This is a genomic window from Microvirga sp. GCM10011540 (genome assembly GCF_042650665.1).
In the GTDB taxonomy this organism is placed as follows: Bacteria; Pseudomonadota; Alphaproteobacteria; order Rhizobiales; family Beijerinckiaceae; genus Microvirga; species Microvirga lenta.
Window position 1 is genome coordinate 439,114 of the sequence record NZ_JBHSBQ010000005.1, and the last position, 22,355, is coordinate 461,468.

At 67.1% G+C, this 22,355-nt stretch carries 21 protein-coding genes; 13 read left to right on the forward strand and 8 right to left on the reverse strand.

The window, feature by feature from the left end:
- Window positions 1–33: 33 nt before the first annotated feature.
- A complete protein-coding gene (gene mtgA, locus ACFOYU_RS02770; protein ID WP_377032311.1) occupies window positions 34–720 on the reverse strand; it encodes a monofunctional biosynthetic peptidoglycan transglycosylase in 687 nt (228 codons plus the stop codon).
- A gap of 103 nt (window positions 721–823) precedes the next feature.
- On the opposite strand from mtgA, the gene ACFOYU_RS02775 reads away from it, so the two are divergent.
- Entirely contained in the window at window positions 824–1,750 is a 927-nt protein-coding gene (locus tag ACFOYU_RS02775; protein ID WP_377032312.1) for a polyprenyl synthetase family protein, read from the forward strand.
- Between the two features lie 6 nt (window positions 1,751–1,756).
- Here the strand turns inward: ACFOYU_RS02775 and ACFOYU_RS02780 are convergent, their stop codons facing one another.
- The 6 genes from ACFOYU_RS02780 to ACFOYU_RS02805 all read right to left on the reverse strand — a co-directional run bounded on the left by ACFOYU_RS02780 (window position 1,757) and on the right by ACFOYU_RS02805 (window position 8,350).
- Window positions 1,757–2,323 (reverse strand): GNAT family N-acetyltransferase, encoded by a 567-nt coding sequence (locus ACFOYU_RS02780; protein WP_377032313.1) that lies wholly within the window; start codon window positions 2,321–2,323, stop codon window positions 1,757–1,759.
- A 43-nt stretch (window positions 2,324–2,366) separates the two neighbouring features.
- Window positions 2,367–4,298, reverse strand: coding sequence for a potassium transporter Kup (locus ACFOYU_RS02785; RefSeq protein ID WP_226737459.1), 1,932 nt, complete (start codon window positions 4,296–4,298; stop codon window positions 2,367–2,369).
- Window positions 4,299–4,484: 186 nt separating this feature from the next.
- Complete coding sequence (ispG, locus tag ACFOYU_RS02790) at window positions 4,485–5,774, reverse strand: flavodoxin-dependent (E)-4-hydroxy-3-methylbut-2-enyl-diphosphate synthase (RefSeq protein ID WP_226737457.1); 1,290 nt, start codon at window positions 5,772–5,774, stop codon at window positions 4,485–4,487.
- Between the two features lie 97 nt (window positions 5,775–5,871).
- Window positions 5,872–6,399: a Fur family transcriptional regulator gene (locus ACFOYU_RS02795; RefSeq protein WP_377032314.1), complete on the reverse strand. Its 528-nt coding sequence runs from the start codon at window positions 6,397–6,399 to the stop codon at window positions 5,872–5,874.
- A 143-nt stretch (window positions 6,400–6,542) separates the two neighbouring features.
- Entirely contained in the window at window positions 6,543–7,202 is a 660-nt protein-coding gene (locus ACFOYU_RS02800; RefSeq protein ID WP_377032315.1) for a class I SAM-dependent methyltransferase, read from the reverse strand.
- Entirely contained in the window at window positions 7,199–8,350 is a 1,152-nt protein-coding gene (locus ACFOYU_RS02805; protein ID WP_377032316.1) for a glycosyltransferase family 4 protein, read from the reverse strand. The genes ACFOYU_RS02800 and ACFOYU_RS02805 overlap by 4 nt, the downstream gene beginning before the upstream one ends.
- Before the next feature lie 132 nt (window positions 8,351–8,482).
- On the opposite strand from ACFOYU_RS02805, the gene ACFOYU_RS02810 reads away from it, so the two are divergent.
- The 6 genes from ACFOYU_RS02810 to ACFOYU_RS02835 all read left to right on the forward strand — a co-directional run bounded on the left by ACFOYU_RS02810 (window position 8,483) and on the right by ACFOYU_RS02835 (window position 13,630).
- On the forward strand, window positions 8,483–8,800 hold the full coding sequence (locus ACFOYU_RS02810; protein WP_226737448.1) for a SemiSWEET family sugar transporter: 318 nt from the start codon (window positions 8,483–8,485) through the stop codon (window positions 8,798–8,800).
- 29 nt (window positions 8,801–8,829) lie between these two features.
- Window positions 8,830–9,987 carry a DNA topoisomerase IB gene (locus tag ACFOYU_RS02815; RefSeq protein ID WP_226737446.1) on the forward strand — a complete coding sequence of 386 codons (1,158 nt, stop codon included), beginning with the start codon at window positions 8,830–8,832 and terminating at the stop codon, window positions 9,985–9,987.
- A gap of 70 nt (window positions 9,988–10,057) precedes the next feature.
- Window positions 10,058–10,900 carry an MBL fold metallo-hydrolase gene (locus tag ACFOYU_RS02820; protein ID WP_377032317.1) on the forward strand — a complete coding sequence of 281 codons (843 nt, stop codon included), beginning with the start codon at window positions 10,058–10,060 and terminating at the stop codon, window positions 10,898–10,900.
- A gap of 101 nt (window positions 10,901–11,001) precedes the next feature.
- Entirely contained in the window at window positions 11,002–12,438 is a 1,437-nt protein-coding gene (locus ACFOYU_RS02825) for a cytochrome ubiquinol oxidase subunit I (RefSeq protein ID WP_377032318.1), read from the forward strand.
- Window positions 12,439–12,449: 11 nt separating this feature from the next.
- Window positions 12,450–13,499, forward strand: coding sequence for a cytochrome d ubiquinol oxidase subunit II (gene cydB, locus ACFOYU_RS02830; protein ID WP_226737440.1), 1,050 nt, complete (start codon window positions 12,450–12,452; stop codon window positions 13,497–13,499).
- Window positions 13,499–13,630, forward strand: coding sequence for a hypothetical protein (locus tag ACFOYU_RS02835; protein ID WP_264196318.1), 132 nt, complete (start codon window positions 13,499–13,501; stop codon window positions 13,628–13,630). Before cydB ends, ACFOYU_RS02835 begins: the two co-directional genes overlap by 1 nt.
- Before the next feature lie 17 nt (window positions 13,631–13,647).
- Here the strand turns inward: ACFOYU_RS02835 and ACFOYU_RS02840 are convergent, their stop codons facing one another.
- Complete coding sequence (locus ACFOYU_RS02840; protein WP_377032319.1) at window positions 13,648–14,547, reverse strand: hypothetical protein; 900 nt, start codon at window positions 14,545–14,547, stop codon at window positions 13,648–13,650.
- A 400-nt stretch (window positions 14,548–14,947) separates the two neighbouring features.
- Between ACFOYU_RS02840 and ACFOYU_RS02845 the strand changes: the two genes are divergently transcribed.
- The 6 genes from ACFOYU_RS02845 to ACFOYU_RS02870 all read left to right on the forward strand — a co-directional run bounded on the left by ACFOYU_RS02845 (window position 14,948) and on the right by ACFOYU_RS02870 (window position 22,286).
- Window positions 14,948–16,726 carry a type I secretion system permease/ATPase gene (locus tag ACFOYU_RS02845; RefSeq protein ID WP_377032320.1) on the forward strand — a complete coding sequence of 593 codons (1,779 nt, stop codon included), beginning with the start codon at window positions 14,948–14,950 and terminating at the stop codon, window positions 16,724–16,726.
- 6 nt (window positions 16,727–16,732) lie between these two features.
- The gene (locus ACFOYU_RS02850; RefSeq protein WP_226737433.1) at window positions 16,733–18,052 is read left to right on the forward strand and encodes an HlyD family type I secretion periplasmic adaptor subunit; all 1,320 of its coding nucleotides are present in this window, start codon (window positions 16,733–16,735) and stop codon (window positions 18,050–18,052) included.
- Window positions 18,053–18,458: 406 nt separating this feature from the next.
- On the forward strand, window positions 18,459–18,662 hold the full coding sequence (locus ACFOYU_RS02855) for a hypothetical protein (protein ID WP_377032321.1): 204 nt from the start codon (window positions 18,459–18,461) through the stop codon (window positions 18,660–18,662).
- Between the two features lie 7 nt (window positions 18,663–18,669).
- Window positions 18,670–19,434: a trehalose-phosphatase gene (otsB, locus tag ACFOYU_RS02860; protein WP_226737429.1), complete on the forward strand. Its 765-nt coding sequence runs from the start codon at window positions 18,670–18,672 to the stop codon at window positions 19,432–19,434.
- A 3-nt stretch (window positions 19,435–19,437) separates the two neighbouring features.
- Window positions 19,438–21,246, forward strand: a complete 1,809-nt coding sequence (locus ACFOYU_RS02865; RefSeq protein WP_377032322.1) for a glycoside hydrolase family 15 protein — start codon at window positions 19,438–19,440, stop codon at window positions 21,244–21,246.
- A 101-nt stretch (window positions 21,247–21,347) separates the two neighbouring features.
- A complete protein-coding gene (locus ACFOYU_RS02870; protein ID WP_377032491.1) occupies window positions 21,348–22,286 on the forward strand; it encodes a glucokinase in 939 nt (312 codons plus the stop codon).
- The last annotated feature ends 69 nt before the right edge of the window (window positions 22,287–22,355 follow it).

Sequence of the window (22,355 nt, forward strand, 5' to 3'; positions counted from 1 at the left end):
TGGAGGAAATATCTAGTCCCCCAAGCCCAAGAGCTAACTTTTCAGGCAATCCGTATAGGGCGCCTGACGCGACATGCGCGCCGCGAGCCGTCCTGCCAAGGCCCGGTGGCGACTGCTGGGGCGGCCGGGATTGCGCACGATCGGGTTCGGCAGGGCGGTGGCGAGCAGGGCGGCCTCGCGCTGGGTGAGGTTCTTGGCGGGCTTGCGGAAATAGTGCCGCGCCGCCGCCTCGGCCCCGAAGATGCCCTCGCCCCATTCGGCGATGTTGAGATAGTTCTCCATCATGCGCCGCTTCGACCAGATCAGGTCGAGATACAGCGCCACCGGAACCTCCATCCCCTTGCGGATGTAGGAGCGGCTCGGCCAAAGGAAGAGGTTCTTGGCCGTCTGCATGGGAATCGTCGAGGCCCCCCGGGAGGGGCCGTCCTCGTCGGCCGCCTCCACGACCTCCCGCAGCTCGACCCAATCCACGCCGTTATGCCCGCAGAAGCGGCTGTCCTCGGAGGTCATGACGGCGAGCGGCAGGTGGGGCGAGATCTCCTCCAGCCCGACATAGTCGCGCTCGACCGGCTGCAGGGTCATCCAGCGGCCCAGCATCAGGGTGGAGACCGGCGGCACGACCCAGTACAAAAGCCCTAGCCAAAAGACCGCACCCACCCATAAGAGTATCAACCCCAGGCCGATCTGGACGAGGCGGCGCAGAAAACGGGTCACCGTCATCGGAGACCTCTTTCGATCCGCCTGCAGCGTCCATTCCGGCCCGGATTGTCCCTCAGCGATTTTCCCGGACGGGGCTGCCGCACCATCCGAATCCAGGCTCATCATGACGCCATCCACCAGCACTTTCACGGCGCGGCTCGCGCAGGCCGCAGGGGTTGTCGAAGCAGGTCTCGAAGCCTTGCTATCAGACAAAGCCCGCCACGGCGAGATTGCCCGGCCTCCTCGGCTGATGGCCGCCATGCGACATGCGGCCTTAGGCGGCGGCAAGCGCCTGCGTCCGTTTCTCACCATCGAGGCCGCGCGCCTGCTGGGCCACGAGGGCGAGGGGGCCGTCAGGGCCGGCTGCGCCGTCGAGCTCCTGCACTGCTATTCCCTGGTGCACGACGACCTGCCTTCCATGGACGACGACGACCTGCGCCGGGGGCGCCCGACCGTGCACCGTGCCTTCGACGAGGCGACCGCGATCCTGGCGGGCGATGCCCTCCAGACCCTGGCCTTCGAGGTGCTGGCCGATCCGGCGACCGATCCGGATGCGGGCATCCGCTCCGATCTCGTGCTGGGCCTCGCCCGCGCCGCCGGTCTCGGCGGCATGGTGGGCGGCCAGCTCCTCGACCTGTCGGCCGAGGGCCGCTACGGACCGGCGGACCTGTCCGAGGCCGACGTGCGGCTCCTCCAGATGATGAAGACCGGGGCCATTCTGGCCTTTTCCGTCGAGGCGGGCGCCATTCTCGGCCGTGCGGATGCGCCGGCCCGCGCCGGGCTCATGGAGTACGGGCGGGCCTTGGGCGCGGCCTTCCAGGTGGCCGACGACATCCTCGACCGGGAATCCTCCGCCGAGGCTCTGGGCAAACGCACGGGCAAGGACCTGGAAAAGGGCAAGGCCACCCTGGTGGACCTGCTCGGCATGGACGGCGCCCGGCGCGAGTGCCGCCGGCTCGTCGAGAAGGCGCAGGGCGCCCTCGACGGCTTCGGCCCGCAAGGAGAGGTCCTGCGCGACGCGGTGCGCTTCGTGGTCGAGCGGCAGGTCTGAGGTCCCTCAGAGCTCGGGGGTGGCAACCCAGAAACCAAGCTTCCAGTGCCCCGGGCGCCGGTCGTGGGGCGTCATTCCCGCGGGCGTTCCGCCGTTGGCGAGAATGACCTTCCTGGACCCCTCGTTGTCGTCGTCGCAGGTGATCAGCACGCGGGAAAAGCCCTCGGCGCGGGCGAGCGGCAGGATCCGGCGCAGCGCCTCGGTGGCGTAGCCGCGCCGCTGCTTCCAGGGAACGATGGTATAGCCGATATGGCCATAGGCGGTGCGCGGCAGGTCCTCCGTCCCGCGCTGGAAGCGAAAGCCGATCCGGCCGCAGAAATCGCCGTCGCTGATCCAGAAATCGTGCGCCGGCAGGCGGGGAACGTCCCGCCCGTCCGGCAGCCTCACCGTCGGGCTGTTGTAGAGATTGTGGAGAAAGCGCACCGGATCGCGCCGGAGCTGCCTCAGCTGTTCGCGGCTGACGTCCTGGTCGGTGTTGGGCGACCAGCCGCGGGCGAGGGCGTCCTCGTAGGCGGACAGCCACTCCAGGCTGGGGCGGACGAGAGTGATGGAGGGCAGCGTCAGATCGGTCATGGCGGCCGCCAGAGTGGCACCGGACCGCCCGGACCACAACGCCTTAGACGGTCACCTGCGTTCCGACCTCGACCACGCGCCCGGTGGGGATCTGGAAGAAGTCCGTGGCGTCGCTCGCCGATTTGGCCAGGCTGATGAACAGCTTGTCCTGCCAGAGCGGCATGCCCGAATGGGTGGCGGGGCGGATCGAGCGGCGCGAGAGGAAGAACGACGTCGCCATGATGTCGAACTTGAAGCCCTGCTTGCGCAGGATGGCGAGGCCGCGCGGGATGTTGGGCGTCTCCATGTAGCCGTAGTTCAACTGGATGCGCCAGAACGAGTCGCCCACGTCCTCGATGCTCACGCGGTCCTCGTCCTCGACCCGGGGCACGTCCTCGCTCTTCACGGTCAGGATGACGTTCTTCTCGTGCAGCACCTTGTTGTGCTTGAGGTTGTGCAGCAGGGCCGCCGGGGCCGTATCGGGATCGCTCGTCAGGAAGACGGCGGTGCCCTTCACCCGGTGCGGCGGGCTCTTCTCCAGCATCTTCACCAGTTCGAGGAAGGGCACGTCGATCTTGCGCGTCTTCTCGAACAGGATTCCGGTGCCCTTCACCCAGGTCCACATCACCGTGATGAGGACGGAGGCGAGGATGATCGGTACGTAGCCGCCCGTGAAGACCTTCAGCAGGTTGGCGCCGAAGAAGGCCAGATCGATGAACAGGAAGGGCAGCATCACCACGAGCGTCAGGCCGAGCGTCCAGCGCCAGCCCTTCCAGATCACGATGATCGCCAGGATCGCGTCCACCGACATGGCGCCGAAGACGGACACGCCGTAGGCATGAGACAGGTTGCTCGACGAACCGAAGATCAGGACGAGGACGATCACGCCGAACAGCAGGAACGTGTTCACCTTGGGCAGGTAGATCTGGCCCTGGTGCGTCTCCGAGGTGAAGCGGATCTCGAGCCGGGGCAGAAGGCCGAGCTGCACGGCCTGGCGCGTCAGGGAGAAGGCGCCGGTGATGACGGCCTGGCTGGCGATGATGGTGGCGAGCGTCGCCAGGATGATCATCGGAACGAGGGCCCAGTCCGGCACGAGGCGGAACAGGGGCGATTCGGCCGTCTCGGGATGGGACAGGACCATGGCGCCCTGGCCGAAATAATTGATCACGAGGGCCGGGAAGACGATGTAGAGCCAGGCGCTGCGAATCGGCTTGGCGCCGAAATGGCCGAGATCCGCATAAAGGGCCTCGGCGCCGGTCACCGCCAGGCAGACGGCTCCGAGGACCGCCAGCGAAACGCTGGGATGATAGTAGAAGAACTGGATGCCGTGCAGCGGATTGATCGCTGTCAGCACCGTCGGATCGTCCGCGATGTGCAGGCCCCCGGCCAGGGCCAGGGCGGCGAACCAGACCAGCATGATCGGCCCGAAGAAGGCCGCGACCCGCCCCGTTCCACGGCTCTGGACGAGGAAGAGCGCGGTCAGGATCGCCAGGGTGACGGGCACCACGTAGGATTCCAGGGTCGGGGCGACGAGCTTCAGCCCTTCGACCGCCGAGAGGACCGAGATGGCGGGCGTGAGAACCGCGTCGCCGTAGAAGAGCCCGGCGCCGACGATGCCGAGCATCAGGACGATGCCGCGCCTCTGCCGGGTGGCCCGCTGGGCCAGGGCCACCAGGGTGAGCGTTCCGCCCTCGCCGCGGTTGTCGGCGCGCAGGAGGATGAACACGTATTTCGCGGTCACCACCAGGACGAGGGACCACAGGATCAGGGACAGGACGCCCAGGATGATGTCGCGCGTCACGGGCCCGCCGGCGGCGGCGGCAGCGACCGATTCCTTGAAGGCGTAGAGCGGGCTCGTGCCGATGTCCCCGAAGACCACGCCGATGGCTCCGAGCACAAGCGTCCAGAAGCCTGCATGAGCATGGTTTTCGGGGAGAGTGGCCTCCGGCGCGACGGAATCGGCGTGCCCGGGGGCGACAGCGTGTTGATCTGCCATATGATCTACTTTGCGGATGGATCCGCAGACGGCCCTTGTTCAACTGCGTTACGAAACGACGAAGGGAGCCCTTCCTCGCTGGACGCGGCGGCCGTCCGTGCCGGCGCGGCGGCTCTTTAGCACATTGCGCCCGGCCGTAAAACGGAATTCGAGACGGAGTCCCTTTGGGAATAAAGGCTTTGCCAGCTATTCCGCAGCGTCCCGCCCCGCCTGGCCGTAGTTTTTCTCGATATAGTCGAGCACCAGTTTCTGGAAGTCCTGGGCCAGCGTCGGGCCACGCAGGGTCAGGGCCTTGCGGCCGTCGATGAAGACCGGGGCGGCCGGCTGCTCGCCTGTCCCCGGCAGCGAGATGCCGATATTGGCGTGCTTGGACTCGCCGGGGCCGTTCACGATGCAGCCCATGACCGCCACGTTCAGGTTCTCCACGCCCGGATATTGCCGGCGCCATTCCGGCATCGAGGTGGAAATCCACGACTGGATGTCCTGCGCCAGCTCCTGGAACACCGACGAGGTGGTGCGTCCGCAGCCCGGGCAGGCGGCCACCAGCGGCACGAAGGTGCGAAAGCCCATGGTCTGGAGCAGTTCCTGGGCCGCCTTGACCTCGAGGGTCCGGTCGCCGCCGGGTTCCGGCGTCAGGGAGAAGCGGATCGTGTCGCCGATGCCCTGCTGGAGCAGGATGCCGATGGCGGCCGAGGAGGCGACGATGCCCTTCGAGCCCATGCCGGCCTCGGTCAGGCCCAGATGAATGGCATAATCGGAGCGGCGGGCCAGTTCCTGGTACACGGCGATCAGGTCCTGAACGGCCGAGACCTTGGCCGACAGGATGATCCGGTCGCGCCCGAGGCCGATCTCCTCGGCGCGAGCCGCCGAGAGGAGGGCGGACTGGATCATGGCCTCGCGGGTGACCCAGCGCATGTCGCGCGGGTTGGCCGAGGCCGCGTTCTCGTTCATCAGGTGGGTCAGGAGCTCCTGGTCGAGGGAGCCCCAGTTGGCGCCGATGCGCACGGCCTTGCCGTGCTTGATCGCCTGCTCGACGATCGCGCCGAACTGCCGGTCCTTCTTCTCCTTGAAGCCCACATTGCCCGGGTTGATCCGGTACTTGTCGAGGGCTTCGGCGCAGGCGGGATGGTCGGCAAGGAGCTGATGGCCGATGTAGTGGAAGTCGCCGACGAGGGGCACGGTGACGCCGAGCCGGTCGAGCCGCTCCCGGATCCTCGGCACGGCCGCCGCGGCCTCGTCGCGGTCCACGGTGATGCGGACGATCTCCGAGCCGGTGCGGGCGAGCGCCGCCACCTGGGCGACGGTCGCGTCCACGTCCGCCGTGTCGGTGTTGGTCATGGACTGGACGACCACCGGAGCGCCTCCGCCGACCGTGACGGAGCCGACCCGCACGCCGACCGTGCGATGGCGCGGGGCGGGGCCCGCCAGGACCTCGGCGGAGGTCCGGATCTCGGGAGATAGGGTGCTGGAAGTCATATGCTGATCCACGGCTGCAGCGGCCCGCTGCCGTGGATTAGCTGATGCCAAAACCCTCGTTCGTCAAGCGCGGCCTCTTGGCCCGCCGACGGATCGCTCAGTGGCGTCCGTGACCATGGCCCTGGCAGCGGCTGCAATGGCCGGCGACCTCCAGGACCTTCGCCCGCGGCTCGAAATCGGCCCGGGCCAGGAGATCGGAGAGGGCGCCCGCGAAGGCGGCCGAGGAAGCCGGCTCGACCGTGCCGCAGCCGTCGCAGATCAGATACGCCGTCGCCTCCTGGCTGCCGTCGTCGTGGAGGGTGCTGATATAGGCGTTCCGGCTCGCCAGACGGTGCGCCAGTCCCTGTTCGATCAGGAAGTCCAGGGCGCGATAGACCGTGATCGGCGCCATGCGCCGGGCGTTCGAGGCCAGGAGGTCCGCCAGTTCATAGGCGCCCAGCGGCTTCTGGCTGGAGTAGAGCGCCTCCAGGACGGTCCGGCGGATCGTCGTCAGGCGGACGCCATGGGCCCGGCAGATCGTTTCCGCCCGGGCAAGGGCCTGCGCCGTTTCCTTGGACGGCGCCATGGCCTGAGCCCGGGTGCCGGTATGATGCTCGTAGTTCTTATATGATACAGTATGGGGCATGGTGATCACTCATCATGGACGGTTGGGGGCAGAATTCGAATAACCCTGAAGAATGCACCGTATTTATATAGGTTATATCACTACGTTTTCATAGGGGGTGGGGGCGAATAAAATATCTTTTCACCGGCCGGAGCCCCAAAGAATCACGCTTCGCCGGGCGTTCTGAAGCGCCAGACGCTCGACTTCTTGATCTCGGAATCCTCGAGGGTCCGGGTCACGGGCACCTCGTAGAGGGCAAGCCTCTGCAGGCGCTCCAGGGGCAGATAGCTGCGGCCCGGATCGCCGATGAGAACCGTCGCGCCGCGCCCGTTCAGGGCGAAGAGCCAGTCGGTCACCCGCTGCGCCAGGTCCCGCTCGTAGCAGATGTCGCCGGCGAGCACCGTGTCCCAGCCCTGGTCCTGCCCCACGAGATCGGCCTGGACGGGCTCGATCCCGACCCCGTTGGCCTCCGCATTGAGCCCCATGGCCGCGATGGCGAAGGGGTCGATGTCGCAGGCCGTCACCTGGGCCGCGCCCGCCTTCATGGCCGCGATGGCCACCAGGCCCGATCCGGACGCGAAGTCCAGCACCCGCCGTCCCCGCACGGTTTCCGGATTGTCGAGGATGTAGCGGGCGAGCGCCTGTCCGCCCGCCCAGGCGAAGGCCCAGAAGGGCGGCGGCAGGCCGATCCGTCCGAGCTCCTCCTCCGTTTTCTGCCAGAGCTCGGTGGCCTCGTCGGCCACGTGCAGGGCGATTTCCGGCGCGTGCGGCACGGGCCGCAGGCGGGTTTCGGCACGGATGAAGGCGACCGGATCCGCGATCATGAGGTCAGGGCCGACACGTAGAGCCGCTTGACGGCCTCCATCACGTCCCGCTCCGTAAAGCCGTCGAGCACGCGGGCGCGGGCCGCCTCGCCCAGGCGGGCCACGCGCCCGGGATCGCCCGCGAGGTCGGTCAGGGCATCGGCCAGATCGGCCGCATTCCCGGCGGGAACGAGCATTCCCTCCACCCCGTGGCGGACGAGGGTGCGGCAGCCCGGCACGTCGGTGGTCAGGATGGCGCGGCCGCAGGAGGCGGCCTCCAGGAGGGTGCGCGGCAGGCCCTCGCCGCCGCGCGAGGGCAGGCAGGCCACGTGGTGGCCGCGCCAGACGGCGGCCACGTCCCGGGTCGCCCCGTGCCAGGAGATGCCGGGCTCGGCCGCCCATTCCTTCAGGGTCTTTTCCGGAATGGCCTTGGGATTGGAGGGATCGGGGGCGCCGTAGAGGGACAGCTCGACGGCTGCGCCCCGCGCCCGGGCCTGCCGCACCGCCTCGACCGCGAGATCGACGCCTTTAGACCAGAGCATCCGGGCGACGACGGCGACCCTGAGCGGCGGCTGCGGGGGCAGGGGAGCGGGCTTCAAGGCTTCCGGGTCGATGCCGGCTCCGCCCACGATGGTGACGTTCGGCCCCGCCGGGTCGAGGCCGATCAGCCTGGGATCGTCCGTGTTCTCGAACAGATAGCGGGTCCCCCGCGTCTCCAGGCCGCGCACCAGCAGGCGGATGGCGCGCTGGGCGAGACGGCCGACGGTGTCCGTGCGCGCGCCGATGAAGCCGAGGCCGGTCAGGGCGTAGACCCGGCGCCCCACCCCGGCCATGCCGGCCGCGAAGCCGCCGGTCAGGATGCCCCGCAGCGCGATGCAATGGACGAGATCCGCCTTCTCGGCCTTGAGGATCGAGGCGAGCTGGCCGGCGGCATAGCCCGCCGTCATGGGGTTGAGGCTCCGGCGCTCCGCCTGCAGGGGAACCACCTTCGCGCCCGTCGCCTCGATGGCTTCCCGGTGGGCGCGCACGCGGGTGACCACGGTGACCGCGAGGCCGAGTTCCCGCGCCGCACGGGCCATGGGCAGGAAATGCGAGGCGAAGAACCAGTCTTCGGTGACGACGAAGACGAGCTTGCGGCCTTGAACATCGGGAGGAAGCGAAGAGGGCACGGGCAATCCAGAATGAGGGTCCCGGTTCTTCTAGAGCATTTTGCCCGGAAGGGGAGACGGTTTGACGCTCGATGCGCCGGAACCCTCCCGCTCCATGGTCCGTTGCCGTGAGCCGCGAGAACGGAGACGCGCATGAACGAATGGTTGCCGACGATCCTGGGCACGACAGCGGGTCTCCTGTCGACGTCGAGCTTCGCGCCCCAGGTTCTCAAGGCGTGGCGGGAGCGGGACACGGCGGCGATCTCCAAGCGCATGTACATCGTGACCGTCACGGCCTTCGTCCTGTGGACGATCTACGGATTCCTGCTCGGCAGCCTGCCGCTCATTGTCTTCAACCTCTTGAGCCTCGGCATGAGCGCCACGATCCTCGTCCTGAAGATCCGCAACGACCGGCAGGGCGCCAGGGCTGCGGCAACGCAGAGGGAACCGGGGATGGCGCGGTCCGGTTGACCCTTCCCCTGCCGAACCCAAGGCGCGTCATGTTGCTGGATCCGAACACCTCGTCCGAAAACGTCGTCGACCCGCGCGATGCGGCGGAGACGGCAGGGCTTCTCTACGTGTCCGACGAGGAGCCCGGCATCCGGCGCAGGAAGTCCGGCAAGGGCTTCACCTACCAGGGGCCGGATGGAAGGAAGATCGACGACAAGGACACGCTGGCGCGCATCCGCTCCCTCGCGATCCCGCCTGCCTACACGGATGTCTGGATCTGCCCCAAGCCCAACGGGCACATCCAGGCGACCGGCCGCGACGCCAAGGGCCGCAAGCAGTACCGCTACCATCCGGCCTTCCGCGAGATCCGGGAGAGCACGAAGTTCGAGCACATGATCGAGTTCGCGCATGCCCTGCCTGCGATCCGCAAGACCATCGACGAGCACATGAGCCAGCGCGGTCTGCCGCGCGAGAAGGTGCTGGCCACCGTGGTCCACCTTCTCGAGAACACGCTCATCCGCGTGGGCAATTCCGACTATGCCAAGCAGAACAAGAGCTACGGGCTCACCACCCTGCGCGACCCGCACGTGAAGGTGGACGGCACGGAACTGCGCTTTCAGTTCAAGGGCAAGAGCGGCAAGAGCTGGCGGCTCTCCGTGAAGGACCGGCGCATCGCCAAGATCGTGAAGGCCTGCCAGGACCTGCCGGGTCAGGATCTCTTCCAATACCTGGACGAGGAGGGCGAGCAGCAATCCGTGACCTCCGCCGACGTGAACGCCTATCTCAAGGAGGTGACGGGGCGGGACATCACCGCCAAGGATTTCCGCACCTGGGCCGGCACGGTTCTCGCCGCGCTGGCGCTCGCCGAATTCGAGGAATTCGACAGCGAGGCCAAGGCCAAGAAGAACATCCGGCAGGCGATCGAGCAGGTCTCGACGCGCCTCGGCAACACGCCCACCATCTGCCGCAAGTGCTACGTGCATCCGGAAGTGTTCAGCTGCTATCTCGAAGGATCGCTGCTGCTGGAGCTGAAGGAGGAGGTCGAGGCCGAGCTGCGGGACAATCTCGACGGCCTCAGGCCCGAGGAGGCGGCCGTCCTGTCCCTGCTGCAGGCCCGCCTGTCGCAGGAGATCGAAACCACCAAGCGCAAGGCGTCCCGGAAGCGCAAGGCGCATTCGGCCCAGGGCCAGCAGGAGATGCGGGCCTGACGGCCTCGAACATTTTCCTCGCTCCTCGCGTTACGGCTTTGGTCATACCCCATCCGGCGAGGCTCGAGAAATGCGCGTCCACCACCTCAATTGCGGCTGCATGTGTCCGGTCGGCGGACGGCTCATGGACGGCGTCAGCCGTGGGCTTGCGGGACAGCTCGTCTGCCACTGCCTCCTGGTCGAGACGGATGGCGGCCTCGTGCTGGTGGATACGGGCTTCGGCACGCGGGACGTGGAGCGGCCCTACGAGCGGCTGAGCCCGTTCTTCATTCACTTCAACCGCATCCAGTTCGAGCACCGCTACACGGCGCTGGAACAGGTGCGCAGCCGCGGGTTCTCGCCCCGCGACGTGCGCCACATCGTCCTGACCCATCTCGACTTCGACCATGCCGGCGGGCTGGAGGACTTTCCGGAGGCCCGCGTCCATGTGCTGCAGGCCGAGATGGAGGCGGCCGAAATGCGACGCGGCTTCATCAACCGCCGCCGCTATCGTCCCGAGCAATGGGACGAGGTGCGCAACTGGCGCTTCTATGAGCGCGGCGGCGAGCGCTGGTTCGGGTTCGAGGCGGTGCGCGACCTCGACGGCCTGCCGCCCGAGATCCTGATGATTCCCCTCCCGGGTCACACGACAGGCCATGCGGGCGTCGCCATCCGTACGCCCGAGGGCTGGCTGCTCAATGCGGGCGATGCCTATTTCTATCGCTACGAGATGGATCCGGAGCCCCGCTGCACGCCGGGCCTCGCCGCGTATCAGCGGATGATGGAGGTGGACCGGCCGTCGCGTCTTCGCAACCAGGAGCGCCTGCGTGCTCTCGCCAACGACCGGCGCAGCGGCGTGAGAACGTTCTGCAGCCACGACGCGGTCGAACTGGAGGCGCTGTCCCGCCTGAGCACCGGATGGCGTCCGATTTAGGTTGAATCTATTCCTGTGCCGCAGCCCTGCCAAGCGCGTGCGCCTCTGGTCACGGCCTGCGCGCGCCCTAAAAGCAGGAGGGACACCAAGGGGAAGCGGAAATGGAATTCGACGCTCTGATGCTTTCGCGCATCCAGTTCGCGTTCACGGTTGCCTTCCACATCATCTTTCCGGCCTTTACCATCGGCCTCGCCAGCTGGCTCGCGGCGCTGGAATTCAACTGGCTGCGCACGGGCAACCCACTCTACCGCAACCTCTTCCGCTTCTGGGTGAAGGTCTTCGCGGTCTCCTTCGGTCTCGGTGTGGTGTCGGGAATCGTGATGAGCTACCAGTTCGGGACGAACTGGTCGCGCTATTCCGAATTCACCGGCAACGTGCTCGGTCCCTTGATCGCCTACGAGGTGTTCACCGCCTTCTTCCTCGAAGCGGCCTTCCTCGGCATCATGCTCTTCGGCTGGGAGCGCGTGGGCGACAGGCTCCACTTCTTCGCCACCTGCATGGTGGCGCTCGGCACCCTGTTGTCCGCCTTCTGGATTCTCTCGGCCAATTCCTGGATGCAGACGCCTGCCGGCTATGCGATCGAGAACGGCAAGGCCGTGCCGGTGGACTGGTTCAGCATCATCTTCAATCCGTCCTTCCCCTATCGCTACGCGCATATGGTGATGGGCTGCTATCTCACCACCGCCTTCGCGGTGGCGGGCATGTCCGCCTGGATGCTGCTGCGCCATCCGCACGATGCGCCCGAGGCGAAGCTCGCAGGCTCGCGGCGCTCCATGTCCATGGCGCTCTGGTTCGCCACCATCTTCGTGCCGATCCAGATCGTGATCGGCGACCTTCACGGCCTCGGAGTGCTGGAGTACCAGCCCACCAAGCTCGCGGCCATCGAGGGCAACTGGGAGACGCAGGCCAACATGCCGCTTCGCCTCTTCGCCATCCCCGACGAGGAGGCCGAGACCAACCATTACGAGATCGCGATCCCGAAGATCGGAAGCTGGATCCTCACGCACGCTTATGACGGCGTCGTGCCGGGCCTGAAGGACGTGCCGCGCGACGAGCGCCCGCCGGTCTGGCCCGTCTTCTTCTCCTTCCGCATCATGGTCGCCATCGGTTTCGCGATGCTCGGGATCGGGCTGTGGAGCGTCTATCTGCGCTGGAAGGGCACGCTGTTCACCAACAGAACTTTCCTTACCGCGACGATGATCATGACGCCGTCGGGCTTCGGCGCCGTGCTCTTCGGCTGGTTCACCGCCGAGATCGGCCGCCAGCCCTACGTGGTCTACGGCCTTCTGCGGACGGCCGATGCGGTCTCGCCCGTGTCGGCGGGGGCCGTGACGGCCTCCCTCGCCACCTTCGTGATCGTCTATGCCTTCGTGTTCGGCTTCGGATCCTACTATCTCGCCAAGCTCCTTCGCCGCGGCCCCGACCCTGTCGAGGACATCCGGGGCGACGATCTGGGCAAGAAGCCCAAGCGGCCCTTCTCCGTTCCCGACGAGGGACTGGAGGGGCGTCCCGGCCACAAACCCCAACCGGCCGAATAGGAGGCAGCGTCATGTTCGGTTTCGGAACGGAATACGAGGGGCTCGCCTTCTGGCTGCCGCTGGTCTGGGCGGGTCTCATCGCGGTGGCGGTCGCCATGTACGTGATCGTCGACGGGTTCGATCTCGGCGTCGGGATCCTCTTCAAGAGCGCGCACAACGAGAACTGGCGCGACCGCATGATGTTCTCCGTCGCGCCGATCTGGGACGGGAACGAGACCTGGCTCATCCTCGGCGGCGGCGGCCTCTTCGCGGTGTTCCACATCGCCTATGCGGTTCTGATGCCGGCGCTCTACGTGCCCATCATCATGATGCTGATCGCCCTCATCTTCCGCGGCGTGGCGTTCGAGTTCCGCTTCAAGGCCGAGAGGTCGAAGTTCCTGTGGGACAATGCCTTCTTCTTCGGCTCCCTCGTCGCCACCTTCTCCCAGGGCGTGGTGCTCGGCGCCTTCGTGCAGGGCTTCGCCAATGACGGGCGCCAGTTCACCGGCGGCACGTGGGATTTCCTGACGCCCTTCAGCATGCTCACGGGCATCAGCCTGATCTTCGGCTACGGCCTCCTCGGGGCGACCTGGTGCGTGATGAAGACCACCGGCGAGCTCGAGATCTGGGCCCGGCGCATGGCCATCCGGTTCCTCGTCGGGACGATCCTCGCCATGGCGCTGGTCTCGGCCTGGGTGCCGTTCCTCGAAAGGCAGATCGAGGCGCGCTGGTTCTCCTGGCCCAACATCGCCTTCCTGGCGCCGATTCCGCTGATCACCGCCTACACGGCCTATCGGCTCTTCCGCGATCTGGAGGAGGGCCGCCATTACCGGCCGTTCTTCCTGGCGATCGGCCTGTTCCTGCTCGGCTATCTCGGCCTCGGGGTCAGCCTGTTCCCCTACAACGTGCCGCCGAACCTGACCGTCTGGCACACGGCCAACACGGTCAATTCCCAGCTCTTCGCCCTCATCGGCTTCGGCATCGCCATGCCGATGACCTTCGCCTACACGGCCTATGCCTATTACGTGTTCCGCGGCAAGGTGGCGGAGGAGATCCAGGGCGGCGGCTACGGGTATCATTGATGAAGGCCGGACCGACACGCCCGCCGGAGGGGCGCGGCAGGCGCCTCCTCTGGTTCGCGCTCATCTATCTCGTGAGCCTCGCCGCCTTCACGGTGCTCGTCTACGGCCTGCGCGGGATCATTCCCAGATAGGCCCTGGGCTCCCGGTCCTATCGGTAGCTGCTGCCGATGATGCCCCGGTCGGTCAGGACCACCCAGTCCCGGCCGCGCCGTTCGATGGCCTCGACCCGGCCGACGCCGGGAACGATGCCGCCGGGGACGACCTCGTAGAGGCGGCGGTTCCGGCCCTCGACGAGGGCCGCGCCGTTGTAGACCTCCCGCAGGACCCATCCGCTGACCGGCTCATTCCGGACCGACTTCACCACGGGGGCGGGAGCCGCTTCCGGCGCGCGGACGGCCGCATCGGTCACGGCCGGCGCCGCTGCGGCAGGCGCGGCAGGCTTGGCGGCCATGGCCGTTAGGGCAGCTATGATCTGGCCTTCCATCCGCTCGAGCCTGGCCTCCAGGGCCGAGGACCGCACGTCGGGATTGCGCAGCGCCGCGGCGAGGGCATCGAGCCTTTCCGCCAGATCCGTCTGGCCGGCCGGTTCCGGCTGCGCAGCGCCGGCCGAATTGTCCTTGAGGGCTGCGAGTTCCGTTCGCACCGCTTCGAGATCCGTGCTCAGCTTGGCGAGGGCTTCCCCGAGAGCGCCCTGGCTGCGGGATGCCTCGAGCCCGGCCCGGTGGAGCGAATCACCATGAGCCTGAGTGCCGGCATAGGAGGCGAACCAGCACGCGCCGATCAGCGCGAGGGCGGCAGCGGCCTGGGGCAGGCGTGCCGAAACGAAACCGCGCCGCCGGGCAGGAGAAGGAACGGAGGCAAGCTTGGCAGATTCGCCGTTTTGCGCCGGTTTCGCCGGCTGTTTGGCGCTGGCGATGGCGGCTGCCAGGGCCGCGCTGGCCTTCGGATCGATCCGGACGGGGCCGGCTACCTCTTTTGGGGGAGACGCTTCTCCGGAAGCCTGCTTGCGAGCAACGGACAAATCCTGAGAATGATTTCGCAAGTCCATGGTGTCACCTCATCGGTAGATCACCCTTGTTTAACTATGAAAATTTACCAAAGAGTTACGTTGATACCTTGTGTTCTCTCTATGTTCCCTCTCTAAATGAAGAGTAAAAAAAGAAAGTTAACCGCTTGCAGTGCCTTTTGGTTGACATAATTACATTGAATAGGGTTACAAAAGGCGTGGCGTTACGGAATGCGCCTGCTTGGGGGCACCTGATCTCTATGAGAGTGCGTGAAGAAACCGGAAACTGCTCCGCAGTGAAGGTTGTCTGCTGTCATAGTAAAACACCCCGAAATCGCAGCCGCCTCCGGGCGGAAAGTCTTGTGCAGCACTTTGAGTTCTGCGCGGGATATCGGTAATAATAACATGCGGGCTGTTGTCCGGCCCGACAATGGAAGAAGACATGAAGCAGGCATCGAGAAGATCCAGGGACGACAGCTCGGAAGTCTTCGACGCTCTGAAGGCCAGCAGTCCAGCTTTCATCGGCGTCGCCGTTTTCTCGGCGGTGGTCAACATTCTGGCCCTGACCGGCTCCATCTACATGCTGCAGCTCTACGACCGCGTGCTGTCGAGCCGGAGCATCTCGACCCTCGTCGGCCTCTCGCTGATCGTTCTCGCGGCCTACTTCCTCCAGGGCGGCCTCGACGCCATCCGCGGCAAGATGCTGGCGCGCATCGGCGCCCGTTTCGACGAGCTGCTCTCCCGCCGGATCTTCGACCTCGTGGCGGCGATGCCCCTCAAGGGCGCCCGCCAGGCCGAGAGCCTGCAGCCGATCCGCGACCTCGACCAGATCCGCGGATTCCTGTCGAGCCTCGGCCCCACGGCTCTGTTCGACATGCCCTTCATGCCGATCTTCTTCATCGGCTGCTTCATCATCCATCCCTGGCTCGGCTGGATGTCGGTCATCGGCGGCATCGTCATCATCGCCCTGACCCTCTACACCGACTCGAAGAGCAAGGGTCCGTCCTACGAGCTCACCAAGAGCGCCGCCGAACGGCACGCCATGGCGGAGACCAGCCGGCGCAACGCCGAGGTCGTCCGGGCGCTCGGCATGGTCGAGTTCCTGGGCCGCCGCTACGAGGAGGTTCACACCAAGCACGTGGATGACGGCCTGCGCGCCAGCGAATCGACCTCCGGCATCAGCGCCTTCGCCAAGGTCTTCCGCATGATCCTGCAGTCCGGCATCCTGGGCCTCGCCGCCTATCTGGTGATCCAGGGCGAGGTCTCGGGCGGTTCGATGATCGCGGCCTCGATCATGATGTCCCGCGCCCTGGCGCCCATCGAAATCGCCGTCGCGCACTGGAAGGGCTTCACCGCCGCACGCCAGGGCTACCGTCGCCTCGAGCACATCCTGTCGATCATTCCCGCCCAGGAAGACCGCATGCCGCTGCCGGCCCCGAAGGGCGAGCTCGTGGCAGAGGACATCTATGTGGGCGCCCCGGGCAGCAACACGCCCATCGTGGCCGGAGCCTCGTTCCAGCTTCGCGCCGGCCAAGGCCTCGGCCTGATCGGGCCCAGCGCCTCGGGCAAGTCCACCCTGGCCCGCGCCCTCGTGGGCGTGTGGTCGGCCCTGCGCGGCGACATCCGCCTCGACGGCGCGGCCATCGAGCAGTGGGAATCGGACCAGCTCGGCCGCCATATCGGCTACCTCCCGCAGGACGTGGAGCTGTTCGACGGCACGGTGGCCGAGAACATCGCCCGCTTCCAGCCCGACGCGAAGCCGGAGGCCATCATTGCGGCGGCCAAGACGGCCGGCGCGCACGATCTGATCCTCGGCCTGCCGGAGGGCTACAACACCCGGATCGGCGAGAGCGGCACCTCCCTGTCGGGGGGGCAGCGGCAGCGCGTGGCCCTCGCCCGCGCCCTCTACGGCGATCCCTTCCTCGTGGTGCTCGACGAGCCGAATGCCAGCCTCGACGGGGCCGGCGACGAGGCCCTCAACGAAGCCATCCTGTCGGTCCGCAAGCGCGGCGGCATCGTGGTCGTGATCACCCACCGTCCGGCCGCCCTCGGCAACGTGGACGTGGTCGCCATCATGGAAGAGGGGCGGATCAAGGCCATCGGTCCGCGGGACGAGGTCCTGCAGGCCGTCATGAAGCGTAACACGACGCCGGCGCCGGCTCCCGCACGGGCCGCGCCAGGCGCAGCACCCCAGGCAGCCTCGCTGCGGGAGGTCGGATAAATGTTGATGCAAATCCAGAAGCCGCAGAAACCGTCGCGGCACCAGAAGGCCCTGCGCCGCTCGGCCATCATCGGCACGTCGCTGATCGCCCTGTTCGGCGGCACGATCGGCCTGTGGGCCGCAACCGCCACCCTGTCCGGGGCGGTGGTCGCCGGAGGCCAGTTCGTGGTCGATTCCAGCATCAAGAAGGTGCAGCACCCCGAGGGCGGCATCGTCGGCGAGCTGAAGGTCCGTGACGGCGACCGCGTCTCCGAGGGCGATCTCCTGATCCGCCTGGACGAGACCCTGACCCGCGCCAATCTTCAGGTCGTGGCGAAGCAGCTCGACGAGTTCCTGGCCCGCCAGGCTCGCCTCGAGGCCGAGCGCGACGGCGCGGCACAGGTCGAAACGCCCGCCGAATTCGCCAGCCGTCTCGACGACCCGGCGATCAAGAAGATCATGGGCTCCGAGCGTACTCTCTTCGACGCCCGCAAGGCCGCCCGGGAGGCGCAGAAGGACCAGCTCAAGAAGCGGATCTCCCAGTCGCAGGACGAGATCACCGGCCTCAAGGCGCAGCAGGCCGCGAAGGCCCGCGAGGCCGAGCTCATCAAGGACGAGCTCAAGGGCGTCCGCGAGCTCTACGAGAAGAACCTCGTGCAGCTTCCGCGCCTGAACGCCCTAGAGCGCGACGCCGCCAGCATCGAAGGGCAGCGCGGCCAGCTCATCGCCGCCATCGCCCAGGCCGAGGGCCGCATCGCCGAAACCTCGTTCCAGATCATCCAGATCGACGAGCAGATGCGGGCCGAGGCCATGCAGGAGCTGCGTGAGATCCAGGGCAAGATCGCCGAGTATACCGAGCGCCGCGTAGCGGCCGAGGATCAGCTGAAGCGCATCGAGATCCGTTCGCCCAGCTCCGGCTTCGTCCACCAGCTCAACGTGCACACCGTCGGCGGCGTCATCTCTCCCGCCGAGCCGGTGATGTTCATCGTGCCGGCCAACGAATCCCTCGACCTGGAGGCCCGCGTTCTCCCCAACGAGATCGATCAGGTGGCCATCGGCCAGAAGGCGACCGTGCGCGTCCATGCCACGAACCAGCGCTCGACGCCCGAACTGCAGGGAACGGTCACCCGGATCTCGGCGGATGTGTCCCGCGACCAGCAGACCGGCGCGACCTTCTACACGATCCGCATCGGCCTTCCTCCCGAGGAGATCGAGCGGCTCGGCAACCTGAAGCTGATCGCCGGCATGCAGGCCGAGGTCTTCGTGCAGGTCAACGAGCGGACGCCGTTCGAGTACCTCATCAAGCCGCTGGAGGAGCAGGTCGCCCGCGCCTTCCGCGAGCACTAAGCGCCTCCTTCGGGACTGAAAAATCAGAAGCCCGCGGCCGACCTCTCCAGGTTGCCGCGGGCTTTTTTGGGTTGCAGAGGGCTCGGCGGCTCCTTATGCCTTGGCGCGGCGGGCGAGACCTGCTCTGCCTTTCGCCGCCGCACGGCACCAGCGGGCGAAACCAAACAGCCCTCTGAGAGTTTTAAGCTTGGCCGTACGGCTTGTCTTGAACTCCTGCAGGGAAGGGGACCCTTGCGAATCATCGTCCGCTCCGACGGCCCCGCGCTGCCGCGGCACGAAACGCGCCGCGAAGGAATCCGCCCCGTCCGCGACGGCGGGGAGAGCGGGCCGATTCCTCTCTGCCTGCGCCGGAGCGTCCCGTGAACTTTCGGAGGCGCTGATCGTCAATCCTTACAATGCGCATGCCATGGACGAGGCGGCTCGCGGCGTCCCGACCATGCCCCGCGACGAGCAGCGCGGGTGCATGAGGCTCATGCGCGACCAGGCCCGGGAGCGCAATGGCCGTCGCCGGGCCCGGCAGAGGCTGCTCGCCGCATCCCGGTTGCGCGAGCGGCAGCGCATCCGGCGTCTGGTCGCCGCGGGCCGGGGGCGTGCTCCGGCCAATGTATGAGGTAGCTTTGACACGATCCAATCCTTCCCCACGAACCGACGAATTCGCCCTGTTCCTCGATTTCGACGGCACCCTCGTCGACATCGTGGATCGCCCCGATGCCGTCGCGGTCGATCCGGCCCTGCCGGGCATCCTGACCCGGCTGCAGGAGCGGCTGAACGGTGCGGTCGCCATCATCAGCGGTCGCCCGATCGAGTTCCTCGACAGCCGGCTCAGGCCGCATGTCTTCGACATGGCCGGGCTTCACGGCCTCGAGCATCGCATCGGGGGCAGGTTGTTCCAGTGCGATCCCGACGAGCATCCTCGGCTTCGGGAGACGGCGGCGCGCCTGGAGGAGATCGTGGCCCCGAAGGCCGGTGTCCTCATCGAGGACAAGGGCTGCTCCGTGGCGATCCACTGGCGGCTCGCGCCCCAGGAGAAGGACTTCGCCCTCGCCACCGCCCATGCGGCGGTCGAGGCGCTCGGAAGCGACTATCGGGTCCAGCACGGCAAGGCCGTGGCGGAAATTCTCCCGGCGGCGGCCGGCAAGGGCAAGATCATCGAGAGCTTCCTGCAGCAGGAGCCGTATCGGGGGCGCCGCCCCATCTTCGCCGGCGACGACCTTACCGACGAGAACGGCTTCAGGACGGTGAACGCCCATGGCGGCTTGGCCATCCGCATCGGCGCGGGCGAAACGGTCGCCGGGCTGCGCCTGGGAACGCCTGCGGACCTCAGACATTGCCTGTCGGTATGGGCTTCCGAAGGCACGCCTCCTTTCGACGTGGGTGCTTGAGTCATGAGTTCTCTCGATCTTGCCGTCATCGGCAATTGCACGATCGCAGCCCTGGTGGACCGCCGGGCGCAGATCGTCTGGAACTGCTTTCCGCGATTCGACGGAGATCCCGTCTTCTCCACCCTCCTGGACTGCCCCGAGGAGCATACCGACGCCACCCAGCGCGGTGTCTTCGCCATCGACCAGGTCGGGATGAAAACCTGCGAGCAGACCTATCTCGAAAACACGGCGGTGCTCTGCTCGACCATGACCGACGGCCACGGCAACGTGGTCGAGATCACGGATTTCGTCCCGCGCTTCAAGCATTACGACCGCACCTTCCGGCCGCCGATGCTCATCCGGCGGGTTCGGCCGATCAAGGGCCGCCCACGCATCCGGGTCAGGCTGCGCCCCCATTTCGACTGGGGCGCGCTGCAGCCGGCGACGACCCGGGGCAGCAACCACATGCGCTTCGTGGGGCCCAACACGTCCCTGCGTCTGACGACGGATGCGCCGATCTCCTACGTGGCGGAGGAGCGGCCGTTCGTGGTGGACCGGCCGATTTCCTTCTTCTTCGGCGAGGACGAGCCCCTGCGCTCCGAGACCGACAGCACGGCCCGGGAATTCCTCGACAAGACCGTGGATTACTGGCGCGACTGGGTCCGCTCCCTGTCGGTCCCCTTCGACTGGCAGGAGGCGGTCATCCGCGCCGCCATCACGCTCAAGCTCTGCAACTACGAGGAGACGGGGGCCATCGTGGCGGCTCTCACCACCTCCATTCCCGAGGCGCCGCACACCAAGCGGAACTGGGACTACCGCTATTGCTGGCTGCGCGACGCCTATTTCGTCATCCAGGCCCTCAACCGGCTCGGCACCACGAAGACGATGGAGGAATACCTCACCTATATCACCAACATCGTCGACGATGCGGACGCGAACCCCGCCCAGAGGGACATGCCGCCGCTCTTCAGCATCACCCGGTCGCCGGAGCTCGACGAGAAGGAGGCTACCGCTCTTGCAGGCTACCGGGGCATGGGCCCGGTGCGCATCGGCAATGCGGCCTATACGCAGATCCAGAACGATGCCTATGGCAGCATCGTTCTCGCCTCCACCCACGCCTTCCTGGACCGCCGGCTGATCCGCACGGGCAACCAGGCGTTCTTTGAGCATCTGGAGGCGCTCGGGCAACGGGCCATCGAGGTGTTCGACCAGCCCGATGCCGGGCCGTGGGAGCTGCGCACGAAGGCGGCGGTCCACACCTTTCCCAGCGTGATGTGCTGGGCGGCCTGCGATCGCCTCGTCAAGATCGCCCGGGCCATGGGACGCGAGGATCGGGCCGCGTACTGGTACGAGCAGGCCGAGCGCATGCACGGCATCATCGATGCCCGCGCCTTCAACAAGGAGAAGGGAACCTTCGTCTCCTCCTTCGACGGCGAGCATCTGGACGCGACCCTGCTGCTGCTGGCGGAACTGGACTTCGTGAAGGCGAGCGATCCGCGCTTCGTCGCGACGGTGGATGCGGTGGGTCGGGCGCTCCGGCGCGGCGACCTCCTCCTGCGTTACGACGTGGAGGACGATTTCGGCCTCATGCACACCGCTTTCATGATCTGCGGTTTCTGGTACGTGGATGCGCTCAATGCCATCGGGCGCAAGCAGGAGGCGGTCGATCTGTTCGAGCGCATTCTGAGCCTCCGTAATTCATTCGGCCTCTTTTCCGAGGATGCCGACTTCACGACCGGCGAGTTATGGGGCAATTTCCCCCAGACCTACTCCATGGTGGGTCTCATCAATTCTGCCGTGCGCCTGAGTCGGAGCTGGGAGGAAGCCTTCTGATGCCGGGGACGCGTGAGAAGCAGAAAGGTCGATAAGGTTTGATGTTCGCGTTTCCCGTTCTGCTCGGCGACATTGGCGGCACCAATGCCCGTTTCGCCATTCTGCCCGCTCCCGGAGAGCCCGTTCACCTTCTGCCGCGGACATTGACCGCGCAGACGCCCGACCCCGTGCAGGCGATCCGGATCGCGCTCCAGGGCTACGAGGGAGCCCCGCCGCGTTCGGCCATGATCGCGGTGGCGACCCGGGTGGATCGGCCCTCCATCCGCCTCACCAACGCGGCCTGGACCGTCGATGCGGAGGCCATCGGCAAGGCCCTCGGGCTCGAGCGCGTGACTCTGGTCAACGATTACACCCCGGTGGCGGCATCGGCGGCGGTGCTCGACATGGGGCGCGGCGACCTCGTCCCGCTGGGAGAGCCCATGCCGCCTGGATCGGGCACCCGGGTCGTCCTCGGTCCGGGCACGGGGCTCGGGGCGGGGGCCCTCGTGCCGATCGAGGATCGCCTGGCAATCCTCGCGACGGAGGCCGGACACATGGATTTCGGCCCCATCGACGAGGACGAGATGGGGCTCTGGCCCCATATCCAGCGCGTCGGTGGCCGGGTCTCGGCGGAGGTCGTGCTGTCCGGCCCCGGCCTGTTCCGGCTCGCCAAGGCCTGCGCCGCCGAACATGGGACCGAGTGCCCGTTCACGGTCCCGAACGACATTCTCATGGCGGCCCGCGAGGGCAACGAGCTGGCGCGCCGCACCCTCGACCTGTTCGCCCGCTGCCTCGGGCGCTACGCGGGCGATCTCGCCCTCACTTTCGAGGCCTCCGGCGGCGTCTTCATCGCAGGTGGCATCGCGCCGCGCATCGTCGACGTGCTGCAGGCGGGCGGGTTCAGGCGGAACTTCGACCGCAAGGCGCCGCACGATGCCTGGGCGCGCCAGGTGCCGGTCTACGTGATCGTCAATCCGGAGCCGGCCCTGCAGGGGCTGGCAGCCATCGTGACCCATCCGGAGCGCTTCATCTTCCAGTCGCAGGGCTGGGCCGCCGTCTGAGGCCGTTCGTGCTGTTCAAGGGCTGCCGGCACTGGTACTGCGGGGGATCCGCCACAGGCCGACCTCCAG

Excerpts from the sequence above, each read along its gene's own strand:
- ACFOYU_RS02785 (WP_226737459.1), bottom strand. The coding sequence starts at position 4,298 with ATGGCAGATCAACACGCTGTCGCCCCCGGGCACGCCGATTCCGTCGCG.
- ACFOYU_RS02795 (WP_377032314.1), bottom strand. The coding sequence starts at position 6,399 with ATGCCCCATACTGTATCATATAAGAACTACGAGCATCATACCGGCACC.
- ACFOYU_RS02855 (WP_377032321.1), top strand. The coding sequence starts at position 18,459 with ATGGACGAGGCGGCTCGCGGCGTCCCGACCATGCCCCGCGACGAGCAG.
- ACFOYU_RS02820 (WP_377032317.1), top strand. The coding sequence starts at position 10,058 with ATGCGCGTCCACCACCTCAATTGCGGCTGCATGTGTCCGGTCGGCGGA.
- ACFOYU_RS02775 (WP_377032312.1), top strand. The coding sequence starts at position 824 with ATGACGCCATCCACCAGCACTTTCACGGCGCGGCTCGCGCAGGCCGCA.
- ACFOYU_RS02810 (WP_226737448.1), top strand. The coding sequence starts at position 8,483 with ATGAACGAATGGTTGCCGACGATCCTGGGCACGACAGCGGGTCTCCTG.
- ACFOYU_RS02865 (WP_377032322.1), top strand. The coding sequence starts at position 19,438 with ATGAGTTCTCTCGATCTTGCCGTCATCGGCAATTGCACGATCGCAGCC.
- ACFOYU_RS02840 (WP_377032319.1), bottom strand. The coding sequence starts at position 14,547 with ATGGACTTGCGAAATCATTCTCAGGATTTGTCCGTTGCTCGCAAGCAG.
- ACFOYU_RS02825 (WP_377032318.1), top strand. The coding sequence starts at position 11,002 with ATGGAATTCGACGCTCTGATGCTTTCGCGCATCCAGTTCGCGTTCACG.
- ACFOYU_RS02780 (WP_377032313.1), bottom strand. The coding sequence starts at position 2,323 with ATGACCGATCTGACGCTGCCCTCCATCACTCTCGTCCGCCCCAGCCTG.
- cydB (WP_226737440.1), top strand. The coding sequence starts at position 12,450 with ATGTTCGGTTTCGGAACGGAATACGAGGGGCTCGCCTTCTGGCTGCCG.
- ACFOYU_RS02850 (WP_226737433.1), top strand. The coding sequence starts at position 16,733 with ATGCAAATCCAGAAGCCGCAGAAACCGTCGCGGCACCAGAAGGCCCTG.
- ACFOYU_RS02800 (WP_377032315.1), bottom strand. The coding sequence starts at position 7,202 with ATGATCGCGGATCCGGTCGCCTTCATCCGTGCCGAAACCCGCCTGCGG.
- ACFOYU_RS02835 (WP_264196318.1), top strand. The coding sequence starts at position 13,499 with ATGAAGGCCGGACCGACACGCCCGCCGGAGGGGCGCGGCAGGCGCCTC.
- ACFOYU_RS02845 (WP_377032320.1), top strand. The coding sequence starts at position 14,948 with ATGAAGCAGGCATCGAGAAGATCCAGGGACGACAGCTCGGAAGTCTTC.
- mtgA (WP_377032311.1), bottom strand. The coding sequence starts at position 720 with ATGACGGTGACCCGTTTTCTGCGCCGCCTCGTCCAGATCGGCCTGGGG.
- ACFOYU_RS02815 (WP_226737446.1), top strand. The coding sequence starts at position 8,830 with ATGTTGCTGGATCCGAACACCTCGTCCGAAAACGTCGTCGACCCGCGC.
- ispG (WP_226737457.1), bottom strand. The coding sequence starts at position 5,774 with ATGACTTCCAGCACCCTATCTCCCGAGATCCGGACCTCCGCCGAGGTC.